Genomic DNA, 17,657 nt, shown 5'->3' with positions numbered 1-17,657 from the left:
AAACCCCGAACTTCCCCCTCCCCATACGAAGCTCGGGGTTTTTTTTGCCTGCGATTCGGCCTCAGGCCTCCTCGCCGGCCTCCTCTTCTTCCTCATCCAGCAGCCCCAGCCAGCCGGCCAGGACCAGCTGCGCCTCTTCCACGCCCTGGCGCTTGGGCGCCGAGAACAGCTGCAGGGTGGCGACATCGCCCCAGCCATCGAGGATTTCCTTGCGGGTCTTGAGCAGCGCATTCTTCGCCGCGCCGTAGGCGAGCTTGTCGGCCTTGGTCAGCAGCACGTGGATCGGCAGCTGGCTGGCCTGCGCCCAGTCGAGCATCAGGCGGTCGAAGTCGGTCAGCGGGTGGCGGATATCCATCATCAGCACCACGCCGGCTAGCGCATTGCGGCTGGAGAGATAAGCTTCCAGATGCTGCTGCCAGTGCAGCTTCAGCGGGATCGGCACCTTGGCGTAGCCGTAGCCGGGCAGGTCGACCAGGCGGCGTTCGTCATCCAGGCGGAAGAAGTTCAGTAACTGGGTGCGGCCGGGGGTCTTGGAGGTTCGCGCCAGGTTCGCGTGGGTCAGCGCGTTCAGCGCGCTGGACTTGCCCGCGTTGGAGCGGCCGGCGAAGGCGACTTCCAGGCCGGAGTCTTCCGGGCACTGGTTCACCTTGGCGGCGGAAATGAGGAAAGTGGCCTGTTGGCAGAGGCCGAGAATCGGGTTTTTCGTAGCGTTATTCGAGGACATGGGTAACTTCGCGGCGGGTGCGACGCGGTGTCGCGGGGGGCGGTTTCGTTTCCGTTTGGGCATCTGAAGTATATAATGCCGCGGATTTTGTGTGCGCTTTATCCCCCAGGGTCGAGCCACACGGGAACGTTGGAGTCCGCGCAATCAAGAACGCGGATGTTCCCTGCGATGAGGATAATCATGAAGAAACTGCTGTTCGCAGCCATCGTTGCCGCGCTGGCATCCAGCGCCCTGGCGGCCCAGGATCCGGAAGCCGTTTTCAACAGAGCCTGTGGCGCCTGCCACAATGGTCAGTTGCCAATGGCGCCGAAAAAGGGCGACGCCGCCGCTTGGAAGCCACGCCTGGACAAGGGCATGGACACGCTGGTGCAACATGTGACCAACGGTTTCAACGCGATGCCGCCTCGCGGCCTGTGCACCGACTGCAGCGCCGAGGATTACCAGACAATTATCCAGTGGATGTCGAAGTAACTCCCAGGCCTTACTCTTTCACCCTTAGCCGTTATTGGATTAGCTGATGAACAAATTGATCGTGAGTCTGCTGTTGACCCTGGGTCTTGTCGGTGTGGCGAACGCCGCTGGCGATGCCAAGGCCGGTCAGGCGAAAGCTGCTGTTTGTGGTGCCTGCCACGGCGCCGATGGCAACAGCATGGCGCCCAACTTCCCGAAACTGGCCGGGCAGGGTGAGCGTTACCTGCTCAAGCAGATGCACGACATCAAGGACGGCAAGCGTACCGTGCTGGAAATGACCGGCCTGCTGACCAACCTCAGCGATGAGGACCTGGCAGATATCGCCGCCTACTTCTCCAGCCAGAACGGCAGCGTCGGCGCCGCCGATCCCAAGCTGGTCGCGCAGGGTGAAGCCCTGTTCCGTGGCGGCAAGCTCGCCGAAGGCATGCCGGCCTGCACCGGTTGCCACAACCCGGCTGGTCAGGGCAACGCTGAAGCCGGCTTCCCGCACCTGGGTGGCCAGCATGCGGCGTACACCGTCAAGCAGCTGACCGCCTTCCGCGAAGGCGAGCGCACCAACGACGGCGACGCCATGATCATGCGCAGCATCGCCGCCAAACTGTCCAACAAGGACATTGCCGCGATCTCCAGCTACATCGAAGGCCTGCACTAAGCAGCCCTCGTGGCGGAAACGCCAGATCGAAAATCTGCTTCGAAAAAAAGGGTGGCTCAGGCCGCCCTTTTTTGCATCCGCCCCCACTACAATGCTGGAACCGTGTCTGGCCCCTCCGGTCAAACCGCTTCATCCCGCCGCGTGCAGCGTGGCGGTTCCGCTCAGCCAAGGAGTGAACCATGCGTAACCTGATTTTCACCGCCGCTCTTGCCTTCGCCGGCCTGTTCGCCGTCAACGCGAACGCCGCCGACTTCGAAGCTGGCAAGAACTACACCGAGCTGAACCAGGCCGTTCCGGTCTCCCAGCCCGGCAAGATCGAGGTGGTGGAGCTGTTCTGGTACGGCTGCCCGCACTGCTACGCGTTCGAGCCGACCATCAACCCGTGGGTCGAGAAGCTGCCGGCCGACGTTCACTTCGTGCGTATTCCGGCCATGTTCGGCGGCCTGTGGAACATCCACGGCCAGCTGTTCCTGACCCTGGAATCCATGGGCGTGGAGAAGAAGGTGCACCACTCGATCTTCGAGAAGCTGCACAACAACCCCAAAGCCCTGACCACCCCGGAAGAAATGGCTGACTTCGTCGCCGAACAGGGTGTGGACAAGGACAAGTTCCTGAGCACCTACAACTCCTTCGCCATCAAGGGCCAGATCGAAAAGGCCAAGAAACTGGCGATGGCCTACCAGATCAGCGGCGTGCCGACCCTGGTGGTCAATGGCAAGTACCGCTTCGACATCGGCTCGGCCGGTGGCCCGGACGAGGCGCTGCAGCTGGCTGACCAGCTGATCGCCAAGGAACGCGCCGACGCCAAGGCCGCTCAGTAAGGGCCGAAGACGATGCTGCGCCGGCGGACTCGTGATCGTGTCGCGGGGGCCTGCGCCCCGCGGGTGAATGCCGCCCATGGGACATCCGCCGGTCTGCCCGACGACGGCCGGCTTCGCCTGCTCAGCTTCAACATCCAGGTCGGCATCAGTACCGAAAGGTACCGCCACTACCTGACCCGCGGCTGGCAGCACCTGCTGCCGACCGCCGGGCGCGCCAGCAATCTCCAGCGCATCGGCGATCTGCTGCTTGACTACGATGTGGTCGCGCTGCAGGAAGCTGATGGCGGCAGCATCCGCTCCGGCAACATCAACCAGGTCGAACACCTGGCTCAGCTCGGTGCCTTCCCCTACTGGTACCAGCAGCTCAACCGCAATCTCGGGCGCATCGCCCAGCACAGCAACGGCCTGCTCAGCCGCCTGCAGCCCACCGCGCTGGAGGACCACCCGCTGCCCGGCCCGCCCGGACGCGGTGCGATCCTCATGCGCTTCGGCGAAGGCAAGGACGCGCTGGCCGTGGTGATGATGCACCTGGCCCTCGGCGCGCGGACCCGCACCCGCCAGCTCGCCTACATTCGCGAGCTGCTGCAGGACTACCGCCACCACGTGCTGATGGGCGACATGAACACCCATGCCACCGACCTGCTGGAAAGCTCGCCATTGCGCGACCTCCAGCTCATCGCCCCGCAGGTCGAGGCTACATTCCCCAGTTGGCGCCCGCAGCGCTGCCTGGACCACATCCTGCTCAGTTCCGAGCTGGCGCTGGAACGCGTCAGTGTCCTCCCGCACCCGATTTCCGACCACCTGCCCGTGGCCGTAGAAATCCGCCTGCCGGATGCCCTGCGTTCGTCCTCGTCGCTCGCCTTGCGCGGCGAGGCCCCTGAATGAGTCGCGACGACGACCAACGCTGGAAACAGAAATACCTGGACAACCTCGAGCAGCAGGAAAAGCTCGAGCGCCGCTGGGATGCCCGTCTCGACCTGCTGCGCCGCGGCCTGGTGCGCAGCAGCCTGGCGGCCGAGGGCAGCGACAAGGCAGTGGACGCCTGCATGAAGGAGCTGCGCGAAGTGTTGCGCCGCGACGATATGGACGCCGGCCTGTCGCGCCTGATCCCGCAGCTGGAAAAGGCCGTGCTCGACTCCGAGCAGCGCCGCCAGCAGCGCGTCGAGCAGAACATCGCCGCGCTCAGCCAGCTGTCGCAACAACTGTTGTCACTGGACATGCCGGGCGACGTACGCAAGCCACTCAAGCGCCTGTCCAAGGACATTCCCAGCCGCGGCAGTTCCTCCCGCGAACTTCCTGCGCTTCTGGCCGAACTCAGCCGCCTGCAGCGGCAGGTGCTGGACCATTTTGGCAATGGCGGCGGCGAGCAACGCCCCGGCTTCCTCCAACGGCTGTTCGGCAGCCGGGACAACGACGACGCAGACTTACCGGAATCGGTGGCCACTGCGCCCGCAGCAACGCTAGAAGCCACGCCCATCGACGAAGCAGCGATGGTTGAGCCGTTGCCCGCTGTCGCCCAACCTGCTGCACCTGCACCTGCACCTGCACCTGCACCTGCACCTGCACCTGCACCTGCACCTGCACCTGCACGCGCCGAGCAGGTGGGCGCTGAAGCGGTTGCCGAGCCCGTCTTGGAACGGGCCGACGCCGTGGCTTCGACTCTCGCGCCAGAATCCGTCGCCGCACCATCTGCGACCTCGCTGCCCGAACCTGTTGCCATGGCAGAGGCAATGGTTCCGGCGCCCGCAGCGAAGTCTGCCGTCCACGACGATTCCAACTTGCTCGACAGCCTGCCGGTGCCGCCCGGCCTGTTCGGCACGCCGGAAGACGCGCGCCAGGCCAACGATCCCTACGCTCTGCCGCCACGCCCGGAGCCCGGTTACAGCGCCGTAGCGCCGCACATCGAGGCGAGCCTGCTGCGCCTGCTGGACGAGATGCACCTGCCGGCCGCCCAGCAGATCCAGGCCGAGGAGCTGCGCTCGCGCATCCATGGCAGCCTCAACTGGTACGAACTGGTGCCGGTGCTGGATGACCTGGGCGTCCTGGTGCTGTCGCTCAATGACAGCGGCCAGCGCGAGTTCGAAGGCTATCTGCACCAGCTCAATGAACGCCTGGGCACCTTCCTCGACGGCCTGCAGGTGGTCCAGGAGAACCACAGTGGCTCCAGCTCCAGCGCCCGCGACCTGGACGATACCCTGCGTGAACAGGTCAGCGGCCTGAAGGAAAGCGTGCTGGAGGCAACCGACCTGGAAGGCCTCAAGCGCAATGTCGAGTCGCGCCTGCAGGGCTTGGTCGGCACCATGGACCGCTTCCGCGAGGAGCGCGAAGTCCGTGAGCGCGAAGTGGGCGAGCGCATCCAGTCGCTGGTGACCCGCGTCACCAGCATGGAAGAGGAGGCCCGCAACTTCCAGGCGAACATCGAGGACCAGCGCCAGAAGGCCATGACCGATGCCCTGACCGGCCTGCCTAACCGTGCCGCATTGAGCGAGCGGCTGGAGCTGGAGGTCTCGCGCTGGGAGCGCTACGGCGGTGACCTGCTGCTGGCGGTGCTCGACGTCGACCACTTCAAGCGCATCAACGACGACTTCGGCCACCTCGCGGGTGACAAGGTGCTGAAGATCATCGCCAACGAACTGGCCAAGCGCGTGCGCAAGACCGACTTCATCGCACGATACGGCGGCGAGGAGTTCGTCGTGCTGCTGCCCGCCACGCCGCTGGACGGCGGACAACAACTGCTCGACGTGCTGCGCGGCGCCATCGAAGCCTGCCCGTTCCACTTCAAGGGCGAACGCCTGAGCATCACCTGCTCGGCGGGTCTGACGGCGTTCCGCGACGGCGAGCGCGCCGAGGCCGTGTTCGAACGCGCCGACCAGGCGCTGTACCGCGCCAAGCGCGGCGGGCGCAATCGCCTCGAAGTCGACTGATCGCATCCCTTCCCTGTAGGAGCGAGCAAGCTCGCTCCTACAGGGAAGCACTTCCGTTCATGCGGGAAAATCTTGACGAACGAAAGAACATAGGTTTTGATTCGATCTATTATCTTTCTAATCGAAACTTAATCGTTCATGTCGAAACGCAACACACCTCAACGCCGCCACGACATCCTGGCGCTGCTCGCCGAACAGGGCGAAGTCAGCGTGGACGATCTCGCGCGCCGCTTCGCCACCTCCGAGGTGACCATCCGCAAGGACTTGGCCGCCCTGGAAGGCAACGGCCTGCTGCTGCGCCGCTACGGTGGCGCCGTGCCGATGCCCCACGAGCTGATCGCCGAGCCGAGCCAGCCGCTGTCGCGCTACAAGCAGGCCATTGGTCGCGCCGCGGCCGCCTGCATCCGTGAGCACGCGCGGATCATCATCGACAGCGGCAGCACTACCGCCGCGCTGATCCCGGAGCTTGGCCGCAAGCCCGGCCTTGTGGTGATGACCAACTCCCTGAGTGTGGCCAATGCCCTGCGTGAGCTGGAGCGCGAACCGGTGCTGCTGATGACCGGGGGTACCTGGGACCCGCACTCGGAGTCGTTCCAGGGCCAGGTGGCCGAACAGGTGCTGCGCTCCTACGATTTCGATCAGCTGTTCATTGGCGCCACCGGGCTGGACCTTGAGCGTGGCACGACGACCTTCAACGAACTGCTGGGCCTGAGCCGGGTCATGGCCGAGGTCGCCCGTGAGGTGATCGTCATGGCCGAGTCCGACAAGCTGGGCCGGCGCATTCCCAACCTGGAGCTGCCCTGGAGCAGCGTCCAGACCCTGATTACCGACGAACGCCTGAGCGATGAAGCGTTCGAACTGATCCAGGCGCGCGGCGTGAAAGTGATCCGCGCGCGCTGCGAAGACTGACAGGAGAGCCAAGCCATGTGTGGAATCGTAGGCGCCATCGCCGAGCGCAATATCACCCCGATCCTCGTCGAAGGCCTCAAGCGCCTGGAATACCGTGGCTACGACAGCGCCGGTGTGGCGGTGATCCAGGCTGACGGTGCGCTGGACCGCCGCCGCCGCGCCGGCAAGGTTTCCAGCCTGGAGCAGGCCCTCGAGGAGCAGCCGCTGCTCGGTCGCCTGGGGATCGCCCACGTTCGCTGGGCCACCCACGGCGCGCCCACCGAGGCCAACGCCCACCCGCACTTCTCCCATGGCGAAGTGGCAGTGGTGCACAACGGCATCATCGAGAACTTCGAACCCCTGCGTGAAATGCTCAAGGCGCGCGGCTACGAGTTCACCTCACAGACCGACACCGAGGTCATCGCCCACCTGCTACACCTGCGCCTGGGTGAGCTGGGCGACCTGACCGTCGCGCTCAAGGCCGTGGTCAAGGAACTGCACGGTGCCTATGGCCTGGCGGTGATCAGCAGCAAGCAGCCCGACCGCATCCTCGCCGCCCGCAGCGGCAGCCCGCTGGTGGTGGGCCTGGGGCATGGCGAGAACTTCCTCGCTTCCGACCAGCTGGCGCTGCGTCAGGTCACCGACCGCTTCATCTACCTGGAAGAAGGCGACATCGCCGAAATCCGCCGCGACGGACTGCAATTGTGGGACGTGAAAGGCAACCCGGTGCAGCGTGAGGAAGTGCGCTACCACGAGGGCGCCGAGGCGGCCGACAAGGGCGGTTACCGCCACTTCATGCTCAAGGAGATCCACGAGCAGCCGGCCGTGGTGCAGCGCACCCTGGAAGGTCGCCTGGGTGCTCAGCAGGTACTGGTGGACAACTTTGGCCCGCAGGCCCGCGAGCTGTTGGCCAAGGTGCGCACCGTGCAGATCGTCGCCTGCGGCACCAGCTACCACGCCGGCATGGTCGCCCGTTACTGGCTGGAGAGCCTGACCGGCATTCCCTGCCAGGTCGAAGTTGCCAGCGAGTTCCGCTACCGCAAGGTGGCGGTACACCCGGACTCCCTGTTCGTCACGATTTCACAGTCCGGCGAGACCGCCGACACCCTGGCCGCACTGCGCTACGCCAAGGAACTGGGCTTCCTGTCCAGCCTGGCGATCTGCAACGTCGCCACCAGTTCGCTGGTGCGCGAGTCGGACATGACCCTGCTGACCAACGCCGGCCCGGAAATCGGCGTGGCCTCCACCAAGGCCTTCACCACTCAGCTGGTCGCCCTGCTGCTGCTGACCCTGGGCATCGGCCAGGTGCAGAAGCGCCTGGGCGACGGCGTCGAGGCCGAGCTGGTGAACGAGCTGCGCCGCCTGCCGACCCACCTGGAAGAAGCCCTGTCCATGGACAAAGTGGTGGAGAAGATCAGCGAACTGTTCGCCGAGAAGCACCACACCCTCTTCCTCGGCCGTGGCGCCCAGTACCCGGTGGCGATGGAAGGCGCGCTGAAGCTCAAGGAAATCTCCTATATCCACGCCGAGGCCTACCCGGCCGGCGAGCTCAAGCACGGCCCGCTGGCGCTGGTCGATGCCGATATGCCGGTGGTTACCGTGGCACCGAACAACGAGCTGCTGGAGAAGCTCAAGTCCAACCTGCAGGAAGTCCGCGCCCGTGGCGGCGAGCTGGTGGTCTTCGCCGAAGGCGGCAGCGGCATCAGCGATGGCGAAGGCACCCATGTGGTGGGCATGCCGGCAATCCACGACTGCCTGGCGCCGATCCTCTACACCGTGCCGCTGCAGCTGCTGTCCTACTACGTCGCCGTGCTCAAGGGCACCGACGTGGACCAGCCGCGTAACCTGGCCAAGTCTGTAACCGTGGAATAAGCGCGCAGGTGTCAGGAGAAAGGTCCCTTCGGGGGCCTTTTTTCGTTTCAGGGCGTGGGAACTCAGGGGGAAAGGCGAGGGGGCGGATCAACATTCCCCCGGTGCCTGCACGTCCGGGGGTATGGACGGGGCACCGAGGCCAGGCGGCTTGAGCCGCTACACGAGGGGAATGGAAATCGACCTTGTCTTGTGGACAAGGTCGGACTCCGGCCCTGCGAGGGGTACCTGACAAGTCTCCCGCAGGGCCGGGAGCGGGGCCAACGATAGAAGCTGGCTAGTGGCCGGTCAATCGGAAACGACAAACGCGCGTTCGCCGGTGTCCGATATTCGAACCAAAAGGGCTGGTCGACCCGCGGATTTCGTTAGCTGGCTATCGGAGGTGTCTATACTGTTTCTGATTGTGTCCGGGAAACTTCGCATCTGGAGCGAGGTGCGGGCACGGACGGCAGAAGGATTTCCGTCCATCAAGACGGGACGCTGTTCCAACTGACAAGAGAATCCCCATGAACACACCTGCCGCACCGCAATATTCCGCCCACGAGCGCCGCTCGCGCATCCTTGCCATCGTCGGCGCTTCGTCGGGCAACCTGGTGGAGTGGTTCGACTTCTACGTCTACGCCTTCACCGCGCTGTACTTCGCCCACGCCTTCTTCCCCTCCGACGACCCGACGGTGCAACTGCTCAACACCGCCGGGGTATTCGCCGCAGGCTTTTTGATGCGCCCGATCGGCGGCTGGCTGTTCGGCCGCATCGCCGACAAGAAGGGCCGCAAGACCGCGATGATGATCTCGGTGCTGATGATGTGCGGCGGCTCGCTGGCGATTGCGGTGATGCCGACCTACGCCACCATCGGCGTCGCAGCGCCCGCTCTGCTGCTGTTGGCGCGGCTGTTCCAGGGCCTCTCCGTGGGCGGCGAGTACGGCACCAGCGCGACCTACATGAGCGAAGTGGCGCTCAAGGGCCAGCGCGGCTTCTTCGCCTCCTTCCAGTACGTGACCCTGATCGGCGGGCAACTGCTGGCCGTGCTGGTGGTGGTCGTCCTGCAGCAACTGCTGACCACCGACGAGCTGAAGGAATGGGGCTGGCGGATTCCCTTCGTGGTCGGCGCCATCACCGCGGTGATCGCCTTCTACCTGCGCCGTTCGCTGCACGAGACGGCCAAGGAGTCGAACCTCAACCGCAAGGAGTCGGGCACGCTCGCCGAGCTGTTCACCCACCACAAGCGCGCCTTCTTCACCGTGCTCGGCTTCACCGCCGGCGGCTCGCTGATCTTCTACACCTTCACCACCTACATGCAGAAATACCTGGTGAATACCGCCGGCATGGACCCGAAGGTGGCCAGCGGCGTGATGACCTTCGCGCTGTTCTGCTACATGTGCATGCAGCCGCTGTTCGGCGCGCTGTCCGACCGCATCGGCCGCAAGACCTCGATGCTCTGGTTCGGCGCCCTGGGGATGATCTTCACCTGGCCGATCCTCTCCGCGCTGAAGGCGGTGAGCAGCCCGTACCTGGCCTTCGTGCTGATCATCGCGGCCATGGCCATCGTCAGCCTGTACACCTCGATCAGCGGCCTGATCAAGGCGGAGATGTTCCCGCCGCAGATTCGCGCCCTGGGCGTGGGCCTGTCCTACGCGGTGGGCAACGCGATCTTCGGCGGCTCCGCCGAATACGCCGCGCTGGGCCTGAAGACCATGGGCATGGAAGAGGTGTTCTACATCTACGTTTCGGTCATGTGCGGCGTGGCGCTGCTGGTCTGCCTGCTGCTGCCTGACCTGCGCAAGGTCAGCTATCTCAACGACGAGGACTGACCTGCGCCGGCAGCGCTAGTCGTTGCCCCGGCCGCGCAGGGCGTGGTCGGGCAGCGACAGGGCGATCAGCAGGGCCAGGGCGCCGAAGCCTGCGTTGATCAGGAACAGGTGCCCGAAAACTCCATCCAGCGTGAGCCGCTGCGCCTGGTGGCCGGCCCCACTGAGGCTGGCCAGCAGCGCGCTGGCCGACAGCCCGTGACCCGCTTCGCCTGCCAGCGGCTGCAACATCGCCAGCAGCAGCGCGGACATCAGCGCAATCCCTACCGCCCCGCCCAGTGAGCGGAACAGCGTGATATTGCTGGTCGCCACTCCGAGGTGTTTCGTCTCCACCGCGCTCTGAGCCGCCACCAGGCTGGTGGGGAACTGCGTCCCGGCGGCAATGCCGGTGAGCAGCATGCACACGCCCGAGAGGAGGTACGAGTTGGGCGGCGTCAGCGCGAGACCGGCAATCGCCAGCGGCATCAGCAGCGCGCCACCGACGATCTGCGGCTTGTAGCGGCCGATGATCGCGGTGAGACGGCCGCAGCAGTACGCGCCGATCGGCACGCCCATGGCCAGCGGCAGCAGGTGCAGTGCGGCGCTGTCTGCGCCGGCGCCAGTCACCGACTGGAAGCGCAGCGGCACCAGCACCGACAGCGAGATGACCTGGAAACTGGCGAAGAAGCTGATCAGCCAGCTCAGGGTGGCCGCTCGAATACCGAACAGGTGCATCGGCACCAGCGGTTCCGGCGCGCGGCGTTCCTGCAGCACAAACAGGGTGATCAGCACCAGCGCGGCGACGAACAGCGCAAGCATCTGCGGGTCGTTCCAGCGCGCGCCCTGGCCGACCTCGGTGATTGCCAGCAGCAGGCTGCCCAGGCCTGCGATCATCAGCATCGTGCCGAGGTAGTCGATCACCGGCTTGCGCCCCGGCACCGGCAGGCCGCGTAGGGTCTGGCGCGACACCGCGAGGGCGACCAGGCCCACCGGCAGGTTGATCAGGAACACCCAGCGCCACGACAGGTACTCGGTGAGCAATCCGCCCAGCACCGGACCGGCGATGCTCGCCACCGCGTACATGCTGCTGAAGTAACCTTGGTAGCGGCCGCGCTCTCGGGGCGGGACGATGTCGCCGATGATCGCCTGGCTCACCGACATCATGCCGCCGGCGCCGATACCCTGCAGGACGCGGGCGAGCACCAGCTGCTCCATGCTCTGTGCGGCGCCGCAGAGCAATGAGGCGACGGTGAACAGGCCGATGGCGAAGAGCATCAGCACGCGGCGGCCGTAGAGGTCGCCGAGCTTGCCATAGATCGGCATGGAGATGGTCATCGCCACCATGTAGCCGGAGATGACCCAGGCCAGCAGGTCGAAATCGCCGAAGCCTGATGAGATCGCCGGCAGGGATACGGCGACGATGGTCTGGTCGAGCGCACCGAGGAAGATCGCCAGCATCAGCCCCACCAGTACGGTGCGGACCGCCGGGCGAGGCGCGGAGAAGGTAGTCAAGACAGCCCCCTTGGACGGCAGAGGTCCTCCGCGCGGAATGCACGCGGAGGGGGCGTCAGTGTAGTGCAATCGGCTGACGATCTGTCACGCCGGTGTCATCGTTGCCGGTTAGTAAAGGCTCTATCTCGGGGCTGGCAACGATGCGCGGCATTTCGGCTGCTACGCTTGCGTAGCGAACTATCGTTCGACGCATTCTTTTTGGAACGTCCCGCCAATCGCCGGACTCCACTGCAAGGGTGCTGGCGGGGTGGAGCCCGATAGTTTTTTGCGGACCGGACCATAGGGGAAGACTATGGAGTAGCTGGTCTATAGTTTTTCAGCCCCGTGACCAGGAGGTTTGCATGAAAGCCAATCTGCCCTCTGAGTTGCTGTCCCTGCAGTTGCCGCTGCGTATCCGCATCGGCGAGGCCCAGGCCTTCGACCTCGGCCCCGACCCGCAGGTAACTCTGGTTGTCCGCGATCCCACGCTGCTGACCGAGATCACCCACCCCAGCCTCGATATCCTCGGTCGTGCCTATGTCGAGAACCGCATGGACATCGAGGGGCCGATGCAGGAAGTGATCGCCACTGCCGACGCCCTGAGCGCTGCGCTGGGCGATGAAGACGACGATGCCGAATACGTGCGCGAAAGCCACGACAAGGCCACCGACGCCGAAGCCATCCATTACCACTACGACTTGTCCAACGCGTTCTACCAACTCTGGCTCGATCCGGAGATGGTGTACTCCTGCGCCTACTACGAAACCGGCAACGAAAACCTGGCCGCCGCCCAGTTGGCCAAGCTGCGCCACCTGTGCCGCAAGCTGCGACTCAAGCCTGGCGAGAAGCTGCTCGACGTCGGCTGCGGCTGGGGCGGGCTGGCGCGCCTGGCGGCGCGGGAGTTCGGCGTCGAGGTGCACGGCATAACCCTGAGTGAGGAGCAGCTCAAGCTCGGCCGCGAGCGGGTCAAGGCGGACGGGCTGGAAGGCAAGGTGAACCTGGAACTACGCGATTACCGCGACCTGCCGCGCGACGGCCGCTACGACAAGGTGGTCAGCGTCGGCATGTTCGAACACGTCGGCCACGCGAACCTGGGCCTCTATTTCCAGCACCTGTACGACGCGGTGCGGCCGGGCGGGCTGGTGATGAACCACGGCATCACTTCCAGTAATACCGACGGCCGTCCGGTCGGGCGCGGCGCGGGTGACTTCATCGACCGCTACGTATTCCCTCACGGCGAGCTGCCGCACCTGTCCCTGGCTATTGCGCGTATGAGCGAGGCGGGACTGGAGGTGGTCGACGTCGAAGGGCTGCGCCTGCACTACGCGCGCACCCTGGACTTCTGGAGCGCCAACCTCGAAGCGAGGCTGGACGAGGCGGCAAAACTGGTACCCGACCAGGCCCTGCGCATCTGGCGCCTGTACCTCGCCGGCTGCGCCTATGGTTTCAAGAAGGGCTGGATCAACCTGCACCAGATTCTCGCCAGCAAGCCGCACACTGATGGCGGCCACGAAGTGCCCTGGAGTCGCCGCGACATCTACGCCTGAGCCTGTTCGGGGATTGCTATCGGGCCGGCTTGCCGCGCCCGATGCCTTTCCGGTGCGGAGCAAAAGTCTTGCATCCAGGGGCGAGGGAAGATAAACCCCCTGTCCCCACTGACTCTTTGGTAGATGAATCATGGTGAATTTCTTTCCGGACCTGACTCTCGTCGAACTCTCGCCCACGCAGGCGCCCTGGTCGCTGCTGCTCAAGGCCGATCCCAGTCGCGAGCAGATCGAGAGCTACCTGCCCGACTCCCGACTGCTGGCGCTGAACGAGGCGGACTCCGTACGCGGCGTACTAACGCTGACTCCCCGCGAGCCCGGCGTCGCCGAGATCACCAGCCTGGCGGTCGAGGACGAATGGCAGGAGCGCGGCCTGGGCCGACGCCTGCTGCTGGCGGCCATCGAGCAGGCCCGCGAGGCCGGCCTGCAGCGCCTGACCATCGCCACCGGCAACTCCAGCCTGGCGCAGCTCGGCCTGTATCAGCGCCTGGGCTTCCGCATCGTTGGTATCGAGGCGGATCACTTCGTACGGCATTATCCCGAGCCGATCTACGAGAACGGCATCCAGTGCCGCGACCAGATTCGTCTGGCGCTCGACCTGAACGCTTAGTCGCGCCCCCAGCGACTCACCGCCACTGCATCGTGGGCGTGCAGGCTTTCCGCATGCACTACGCGTACCTCGAAGCCCGACACCTCTTCGCGCTGCAACAGCGCCTGGTGCAACCGGCGTGCGGCGTCCTCGCAGAACATCAGGTTCTGCCCATTGGCCAAGGCGAAAGCCTGTTCATCGGCGCGCTTCACTGCCGTCTGCACGGCGGTGCCGAGGGCGTCTTCGGCGTGGTCGATCAGCGCGCTGAAAGCGAATGCCTGCGCGGCCGGGTCGAGCCGCAGGTTCAGCTGTGCCTCGCTGCGCTGGCTGTGCGGCGTGGCGACTATGCCCTGCGGGCTGCCGAGCCAGGCGCGAACCTCGCTGGCCTTCAGTGGGCGGCCGGTGAAGTCGGCGTCGAAGCGCTCCTGGATCAGTTGGCGCGCCAGGGCTGCCGAGCACGGGCAGGTCGATGAATAGGACAGGCTCAGGCACAACTCCAGTTGCAGCGCATCGCCCTCCAACTGCGCGTGGATCTCGCAGGGGTAACGCTTCCAGCCACTCAGCGGGCTGACCAGCGCCGGGCGCCGCAACAGCAGTTCGAAACGCAGCGTCAGGCTGGCGCGCCGGGAAAGCTGCGCGTGGCTCCTGAGGAACTGCCGGAGCAGGTCGCGTAGCAGCGCAGGTGAGAGCTCCGTGTCTGCCAGCGCCTCCAGCGCCAGGTACAGCCGCGACATGTGGATGCCGCGCGCTTCGGCTTCGTCGAGGCTGACCCCGGCGTCGGCATGGGCGGCAACGCGCTCGCCCGCGATACGCAGCGGCACGGCGATGCCTTGCATGCCGACCCAGTCGAGCGGGATGGGCAGGCGGGCGGATTGGCAGGCGATATCGGGGAGCAGGGCGGTCATGGGCGGGTCACGGTCGGCAATTGTTATAATATAACGTATTTACTTCCCGGCGATCCCGCAATGGGCTCGTCAGCGTTCGTGCTGTTTGCAGCCACTGACCCGGCCGCAGGTCAGGCGCGCGCTGTCACCCGATGAGCTGCTGAAGCGGCTGATGTTGGTCCAGCCGATGCCGCGGCTGGTGCCGACCCACACCTGACCATCGCTGGTCACTCCGCTGAAGAAGGTCAGGCTGCCGTAGCGCGTGCCGGTCTGCGCCCAGCGTCGTCCGCTGCTCGCCTCGAAGCCGCGCAGGTAGGTGTCGTGGCCCTGGGTGGCGACGCTGTAGAGATTCCCCGAATCGTCCATGCAGGCCAGCACCGAAGCCGACCAGGCGCAGCGCGCCGGTTCCTCGCCGGGGAAAGGCAGTGGCGCGGACCCGCTGGCTTGGGCGAAAGGAGCGAACAGGCAGAGCAGCAGGGCGAGGCGCAGCATCGGAGGTCTCGGGAGGTGGGTGCAGCAGGGTTTCGATATCTCACGTCGGCAGGGTATTGTCGAGTGCGAAAGGTTATAATATAACATAAAAGATCACTCCCCACCCGGAGACGGTCATGACCGAACAGGAACTGCTCGCCCAGCCCGCCGAGGCCTACATGAGCGAGGCGCAACAGGGCTATTTCCGCGCACTGCTGCTAGGCCAGCGCGACGAGTTGCAGGGGCGTATCGAGGAGGAATTCCAGGCGCTGCAGGACACCGAGCGGGCCAGCGACGAAGCCGATGTCGCCAGCCGCGAAGAGTCGCGCCAGTGGCAACTGCGCCTGCTGGAGCGCGAGAAGAAGCTGCTCGACAAGATTGACCAGGCGCTGGAGCGCCTGGCGCGGGGCGGCTACGGCTGGTGCGAGGAAACCGGCGAACCTATCGGTCTGCGCCGCCTGCTGCTGCGCCCCACCGCCTCGCTGTGCATCGAGGCCAAGGAGCGCCAGGAACGGCGCGAACTGCACGTCCGCGTAGCCTGAATTTCTGGAGCCCACCCGTGAACAGCCCCCTGAATACATCCGCCAGAGCGCCACTACCCGTTACCGTGCTGTCCGGCTTCCTCGGCGCCGGCAAGAGCACGTTGCTCAACCATGTGCTGAAGAGCCGCGAGAACCTCAAGGTCGCGGTCATCGTCAATGACATGAGCGAAATCAACATCGACGGCCGCGAGGTGCAGCGCGATGTCAGCCTCAATCGTGGCCAGGAACGCCTGGTGGAGATGAGTAACGGCTGCATCTGCTGCACCCTGCGCGAGGACCTGCTGGAAGAGGTCAGCCGCCTCGCCAGCGAAGGTCGCTTTGACTACCTGCTGATCGAATCCACCGGCATCTCCGAACCGCTGCCGGTGGCCGAGACCTTCACCTTCCGCGACGAGCAGGGCCGCAGCCTGTCCGACCTGGCGCGGCTGGACACGCTGGTCACGGTGGTCGACGGGCTGAACTTCCTTGCCGATTACCAGGGCGCCGACAGCCTCGCCGAGCGCGGCGAAACCCTCGGCGAGGACGACGAGCGCTCGCTCAGCGACTTGCTGGTGGAACAGGTGGAGTTCGCCGACGTGATCCTGGTGAGCAAGATCGACCTGATCGGCAGCGCCGAGCGTGATGAGCTGCTGGCGATCCTGCGCCGGCTCAACCCGGACGCCGATATCCGGCCGATGGTGATGGGCCAGGTGCCGCTGGCGAGCATCCTCGACACCGGCCGTTTCGACTTCCAGCGCGCCGAGCGGGCGCCGGGCTGGCTCAAGGAGCTGCGCGGCGAGCACCTGCCGGAGACCGAAGCCTATGGCATCTCCTCGGATGTCTACCGGGCGCGCCGGCCCTTCCACCCGCAGCGCTTCCACGACTTCCTCGCCCAGCCCTGGAGCAATGGCCGTCTGCTGCGCTCCAAGGGCTTCTTCTGGCTCGCCAGCCGCTACCGCGAGGCCGGCAGCTGGTCCCAGGCCGGCGGCCTGATGCGCCACGGCCTGGCCGGGCGCTGGTGGCGCTTCGTCCCGCGCGAGCACTGGCCGCAGGACACCACCGAGCTGCAGGGTGTGCTGCGCCACTGGCGCGAAGACAGCGGCGACTGCCGTCAGGAACTGGTGTTCATCGGCCAGAACCTGGACTTCCCGCAGCTGTTCGCCGAGCTGGACCATTGCCTGCTGGACGATGAAGAGATGGCCGCCGGTACCACCGCCTGGAAGCGTCTGCCCGATCCCTTCGAACCTTGGGAGGCCGGCGCCTGATGCTCGCCCTCGAAACCCCGGTCTGGCCGCGCCAGGTGCTCAGCGACGATCCGCAGGTGCTCGCCGAAGTGCTCAAGGAAGACGTCAACCTGGCCGTCTGGCAACGCACGCTGTACCCGGAAATCAGCAGCTTCGCCGGTTGGCTGGGGACCCAGGCGCTGGACCTCACGCAGAGCCTCGAGGTGGTCGATGAGCGCGTCGAACTGGGCGACCTACTGCGCCAGTACGCCATGCTCGACGGCTGCACACTGTTTCGCAGCGACCTGCAATGGCTGGCCGAAGCCTTCGCCTGCCTGACCGGTGCGCAGCGTATCGGCTTGCGCCTGCGCAGCCTGGACAAGGCCATGTGTCCGCGCTTCCACGTCGATCACGTGCCGCTGCGCCTGGTCACCACCTACTCGGGCCCTGCCAGCCAATGGCTGGAGGAGTGGGCCATGGCCCGCGCGCGGCTGGGCGATGCGGCCGCCGAACCGGTCAGCCGGGCCGAGATCCGCGAGATGGCCGCCGGCGACGTGGGGTTGTTCAAGGGCGAGAAATGGGCCGGCAATCTCGGCGGCGGCATCGTCCACCGCTCGCCGCTGCCGGCGCCGGGTGAGCGACGCCTGCTGCTCACGCTCGACTGGCTCGGCTGAGGTTTCGCGCGGGCAAAAAAATGGGCCACCCGGGGAGAGCGGCCCAATTCACCAAGATCATGTCCGGCGTGGGGGGCCGGGAGGGTGTGAGGTACCCGACGTCAGTAAGCCCGAGCCGTGTGAC

At 65.7% G+C, this 17,657-nt stretch carries 17 protein-coding genes; 13 read left to right on the top strand and 4 right to left on the bottom strand.

Annotated features, from left to right (window positions below):
- Positions 1-61 precede the first annotated feature (61 nt).
- Positions 62-724, bottom strand: coding sequence for a ribosome biogenesis GTP-binding protein YihA/YsxC (gene yihA, locus IB274_RS13235; RefSeq protein ID WP_045213409.1), 663 nt, complete (start codon positions 722-724; stop codon positions 62-64).
- Positions 725-904: 180 nt separating this feature from the next.
- On the opposite strand from yihA, the gene IB274_RS13230 reads away from it, so the two are divergent.
- The 8 genes from IB274_RS13230 to IB274_RS13195 all read left to right on the top strand — a co-directional run bounded on the left by IB274_RS13230 (position 905) and on the right by IB274_RS13195 (position 10,160).
- Positions 905-1,195: a c-type cytochrome gene (locus IB274_RS13230; protein WP_017521244.1), complete on the top strand. Its 291-nt coding sequence runs from the start codon at positions 905-907 to the stop codon at positions 1,193-1,195.
- Positions 1,196-1,241: 46 nt separating this feature from the next.
- Complete coding sequence (locus IB274_RS13225) at positions 1,242-1,847, top strand: c-type cytochrome (RefSeq protein WP_192432402.1); 606 nt, start codon at positions 1,242-1,244, stop codon at positions 1,845-1,847.
- Positions 1,848-2,026: 179 nt separating this feature from the next.
- Entirely contained in the window at positions 2,027-2,668 is a 642-nt protein-coding gene (locus tag IB274_RS13220) for a thiol:disulfide interchange protein DsbA/DsbL (RefSeq protein ID WP_081518825.1), read from the top strand.
- Positions 2,669-2,680: 12 nt separating this feature from the next.
- Positions 2,681-3,553, top strand: a complete 873-nt coding sequence (locus IB274_RS13215) for an endonuclease/exonuclease/phosphatase family protein (RefSeq protein WP_192432401.1) — start codon at positions 2,681-2,683, stop codon at positions 3,551-3,553.
- Positions 3,550-5,592, top strand: a complete 2,043-nt coding sequence (locus IB274_RS13210; RefSeq protein WP_192432400.1) for a GGDEF domain-containing protein — start codon at positions 3,550-3,552, stop codon at positions 5,590-5,592. Before IB274_RS13215 ends, IB274_RS13210 begins: the two co-directional genes overlap by 4 nt.
- A gap of 138 nt (positions 5,593-5,730) precedes the next feature.
- Positions 5,731-6,501, top strand: a complete 771-nt coding sequence (locus IB274_RS13205; protein ID WP_192432399.1) for a DeoR/GlpR family DNA-binding transcription regulator — start codon at positions 5,731-5,733, stop codon at positions 6,499-6,501.
- A gap of 15 nt (positions 6,502-6,516) precedes the next feature.
- Entirely contained in the window at positions 6,517-8,352 is a 1,836-nt protein-coding gene (gene glmS / locus IB274_RS13200) for a glutamine--fructose-6-phosphate transaminase (isomerizing) (protein WP_192432398.1), read from the top strand.
- 503 nt (positions 8,353-8,855) lie between these two features.
- On the top strand, positions 8,856-10,160 hold the full coding sequence (locus tag IB274_RS13195) for an MFS family transporter (RefSeq protein ID WP_192432397.1): 1,305 nt from the start codon (positions 8,856-8,858) through the stop codon (positions 10,158-10,160).
- Positions 10,161-10,175: 15 nt separating this feature from the next.
- On the opposite strand, the gene IB274_RS13190 is transcribed toward IB274_RS13195, so the two are convergent.
- Positions 10,176-11,648 carry an MDR family MFS transporter gene (locus IB274_RS13190; RefSeq protein ID WP_263866336.1) on the bottom strand — a complete coding sequence of 491 codons (1,473 nt, stop codon included), beginning with the start codon at positions 11,646-11,648 and terminating at the stop codon, positions 10,176-10,178.
- Between the two features lie 341 nt (positions 11,649-11,989).
- Here IB274_RS13190 and cfaB point away from each other — a divergent pair, with 341 nt between their 5' ends.
- Positions 11,990-13,174: a C17 cyclopropane fatty acid synthase CfaB gene (gene cfaB / locus IB274_RS13185; protein WP_192432396.1), complete on the top strand. Its 1,185-nt coding sequence runs from the start codon at positions 11,990-11,992 to the stop codon at positions 13,172-13,174.
- A 130-nt stretch (positions 13,175-13,304) separates the two neighbouring features.
- Positions 13,305-13,781, top strand: coding sequence for a GNAT family N-acetyltransferase (locus IB274_RS13180; RefSeq protein WP_192432395.1), 477 nt, complete (start codon positions 13,305-13,307; stop codon positions 13,779-13,781).
- On the opposite strand, the gene folE2 is transcribed toward IB274_RS13180, so the two are convergent.
- Together folE2 and IB274_RS13170 are read right to left on the bottom strand one after the other, a co-directional pair.
- Positions 13,778-14,665, bottom strand: coding sequence for a GTP cyclohydrolase FolE2 (gene folE2, locus IB274_RS13175; RefSeq protein WP_192432394.1), 888 nt, complete (start codon positions 14,663-14,665; stop codon positions 13,778-13,780). The two genes, IB274_RS13180 and folE2, sit on opposite strands and share 4 nt — an antisense overlap.
- A 69-nt stretch (positions 14,666-14,734) precedes the next feature.
- On the bottom strand, positions 14,735-15,136 hold the full coding sequence (locus IB274_RS13170) for a hypothetical protein (RefSeq protein ID WP_192432393.1): 402 nt from the start codon (positions 15,134-15,136) through the stop codon (positions 14,735-14,737).
- A gap of 116 nt (positions 15,137-15,252) precedes the next feature.
- On the opposite strand from IB274_RS13170, the gene dksA reads away from it, so the two are divergent.
- From dksA to IB274_RS13155, 3 genes are read left to right on the top strand one after another with little or no spacing between them, the layout of a single operon-like run.
- The gene (gene dksA / locus IB274_RS13165; RefSeq protein WP_192432392.1) at positions 15,253-15,657 is read left to right on the top strand and encodes an RNA polymerase-binding protein DksA; all 405 of its coding nucleotides are present in this window, start codon (positions 15,253-15,255) and stop codon (positions 15,655-15,657) included.
- A 29-nt stretch (positions 15,658-15,686) separates the two neighbouring features.
- A complete protein-coding gene (gene zigA, locus IB274_RS13160) occupies positions 15,687-16,901 on the top strand; it encodes a zinc metallochaperone GTPase ZigA (RefSeq protein WP_192432496.1) in 1,215 nt (404 codons plus the stop codon).
- Positions 16,901-17,533 carry a DUF1826 domain-containing protein gene (locus tag IB274_RS13155; RefSeq protein WP_151188959.1) on the top strand — a complete coding sequence of 211 codons (633 nt, stop codon included), beginning with the start codon at positions 16,901-16,903 and terminating at the stop codon, positions 17,531-17,533. Before zigA ends, IB274_RS13155 begins: the two co-directional genes overlap by 1 nt.
- Positions 17,534-17,657 lie beyond the last annotated feature (124 nt).

Source organism: Pseudomonas sp. PDM18 (assembly GCF_014852585.1).
Lineage (GTDB): Bacteria > Pseudomonadota > Gammaproteobacteria > Pseudomonadales > Pseudomonadaceae > Pseudomonas.
The sequence above is the reverse complement of the archived record's forward strand: the minus strand, read 5'-3'. Positions and strand labels throughout refer to the sequence as shown.

Coding starts and splice junctions, on each gene's coding strand:
- IB274_RS13205 (WP_192432399.1), top strand. CDS start 5,731: ATGTCGAAACGCAACACACCTCAACGCCGCCACGACATCCTGGCGCTG.
- yihA (WP_045213409.1), bottom strand. CDS start 724: ATGTCCTCGAATAACGCTACGAAAAACCCGATTCTCGGCCTCTGCCAA.
- IB274_RS13230 (WP_017521244.1), top strand. CDS start 905: ATGAAGAAACTGCTGTTCGCAGCCATCGTTGCCGCGCTGGCATCCAGC.
- IB274_RS13225 (WP_192432402.1), top strand. CDS start 1,242: ATGAACAAATTGATCGTGAGTCTGCTGTTGACCCTGGGTCTTGTCGGT.
- cfaB (WP_192432396.1), top strand. CDS start 11,990: ATGAAAGCCAATCTGCCCTCTGAGTTGCTGTCCCTGCAGTTGCCGCTG.
- IB274_RS13170 (WP_192432393.1), bottom strand. CDS start 15,136: ATGCTGCGCCTCGCCCTGCTGCTCTGCCTGTTCGCTCCTTTCGCCCAA.
- IB274_RS13180 (WP_192432395.1), top strand. CDS start 13,305: ATGGTGAATTTCTTTCCGGACCTGACTCTCGTCGAACTCTCGCCCACG.
- folE2 (WP_192432394.1), bottom strand. CDS start 14,665: ATGACCGCCCTGCTCCCCGATATCGCCTGCCAATCCGCCCGCCTGCCC.
- IB274_RS13220 (WP_081518825.1), top strand. CDS start 2,027: ATGCGTAACCTGATTTTCACCGCCGCTCTTGCCTTCGCCGGCCTGTTC.
- dksA (WP_192432392.1), top strand. CDS start 15,253: ATGACCGAACAGGAACTGCTCGCCCAGCCCGCCGAGGCCTACATGAGC.
- IB274_RS13215 (WP_192432401.1), top strand. CDS start 2,681: ATGCTGCGCCGGCGGACTCGTGATCGTGTCGCGGGGGCCTGCGCCCCG.
- glmS (WP_192432398.1), top strand. CDS start 6,517: ATGTGTGGAATCGTAGGCGCCATCGCCGAGCGCAATATCACCCCGATC.
- IB274_RS13155 (WP_151188959.1), top strand. CDS start 16,901: ATGCTCGCCCTCGAAACCCCGGTCTGGCCGCGCCAGGTGCTCAGCGAC.
- IB274_RS13210 (WP_192432400.1), top strand. CDS start 3,550: ATGAGTCGCGACGACGACCAACGCTGGAAACAGAAATACCTGGACAAC.
- IB274_RS13195 (WP_192432397.1), top strand. CDS start 8,856: ATGAACACACCTGCCGCACCGCAATATTCCGCCCACGAGCGCCGCTCG.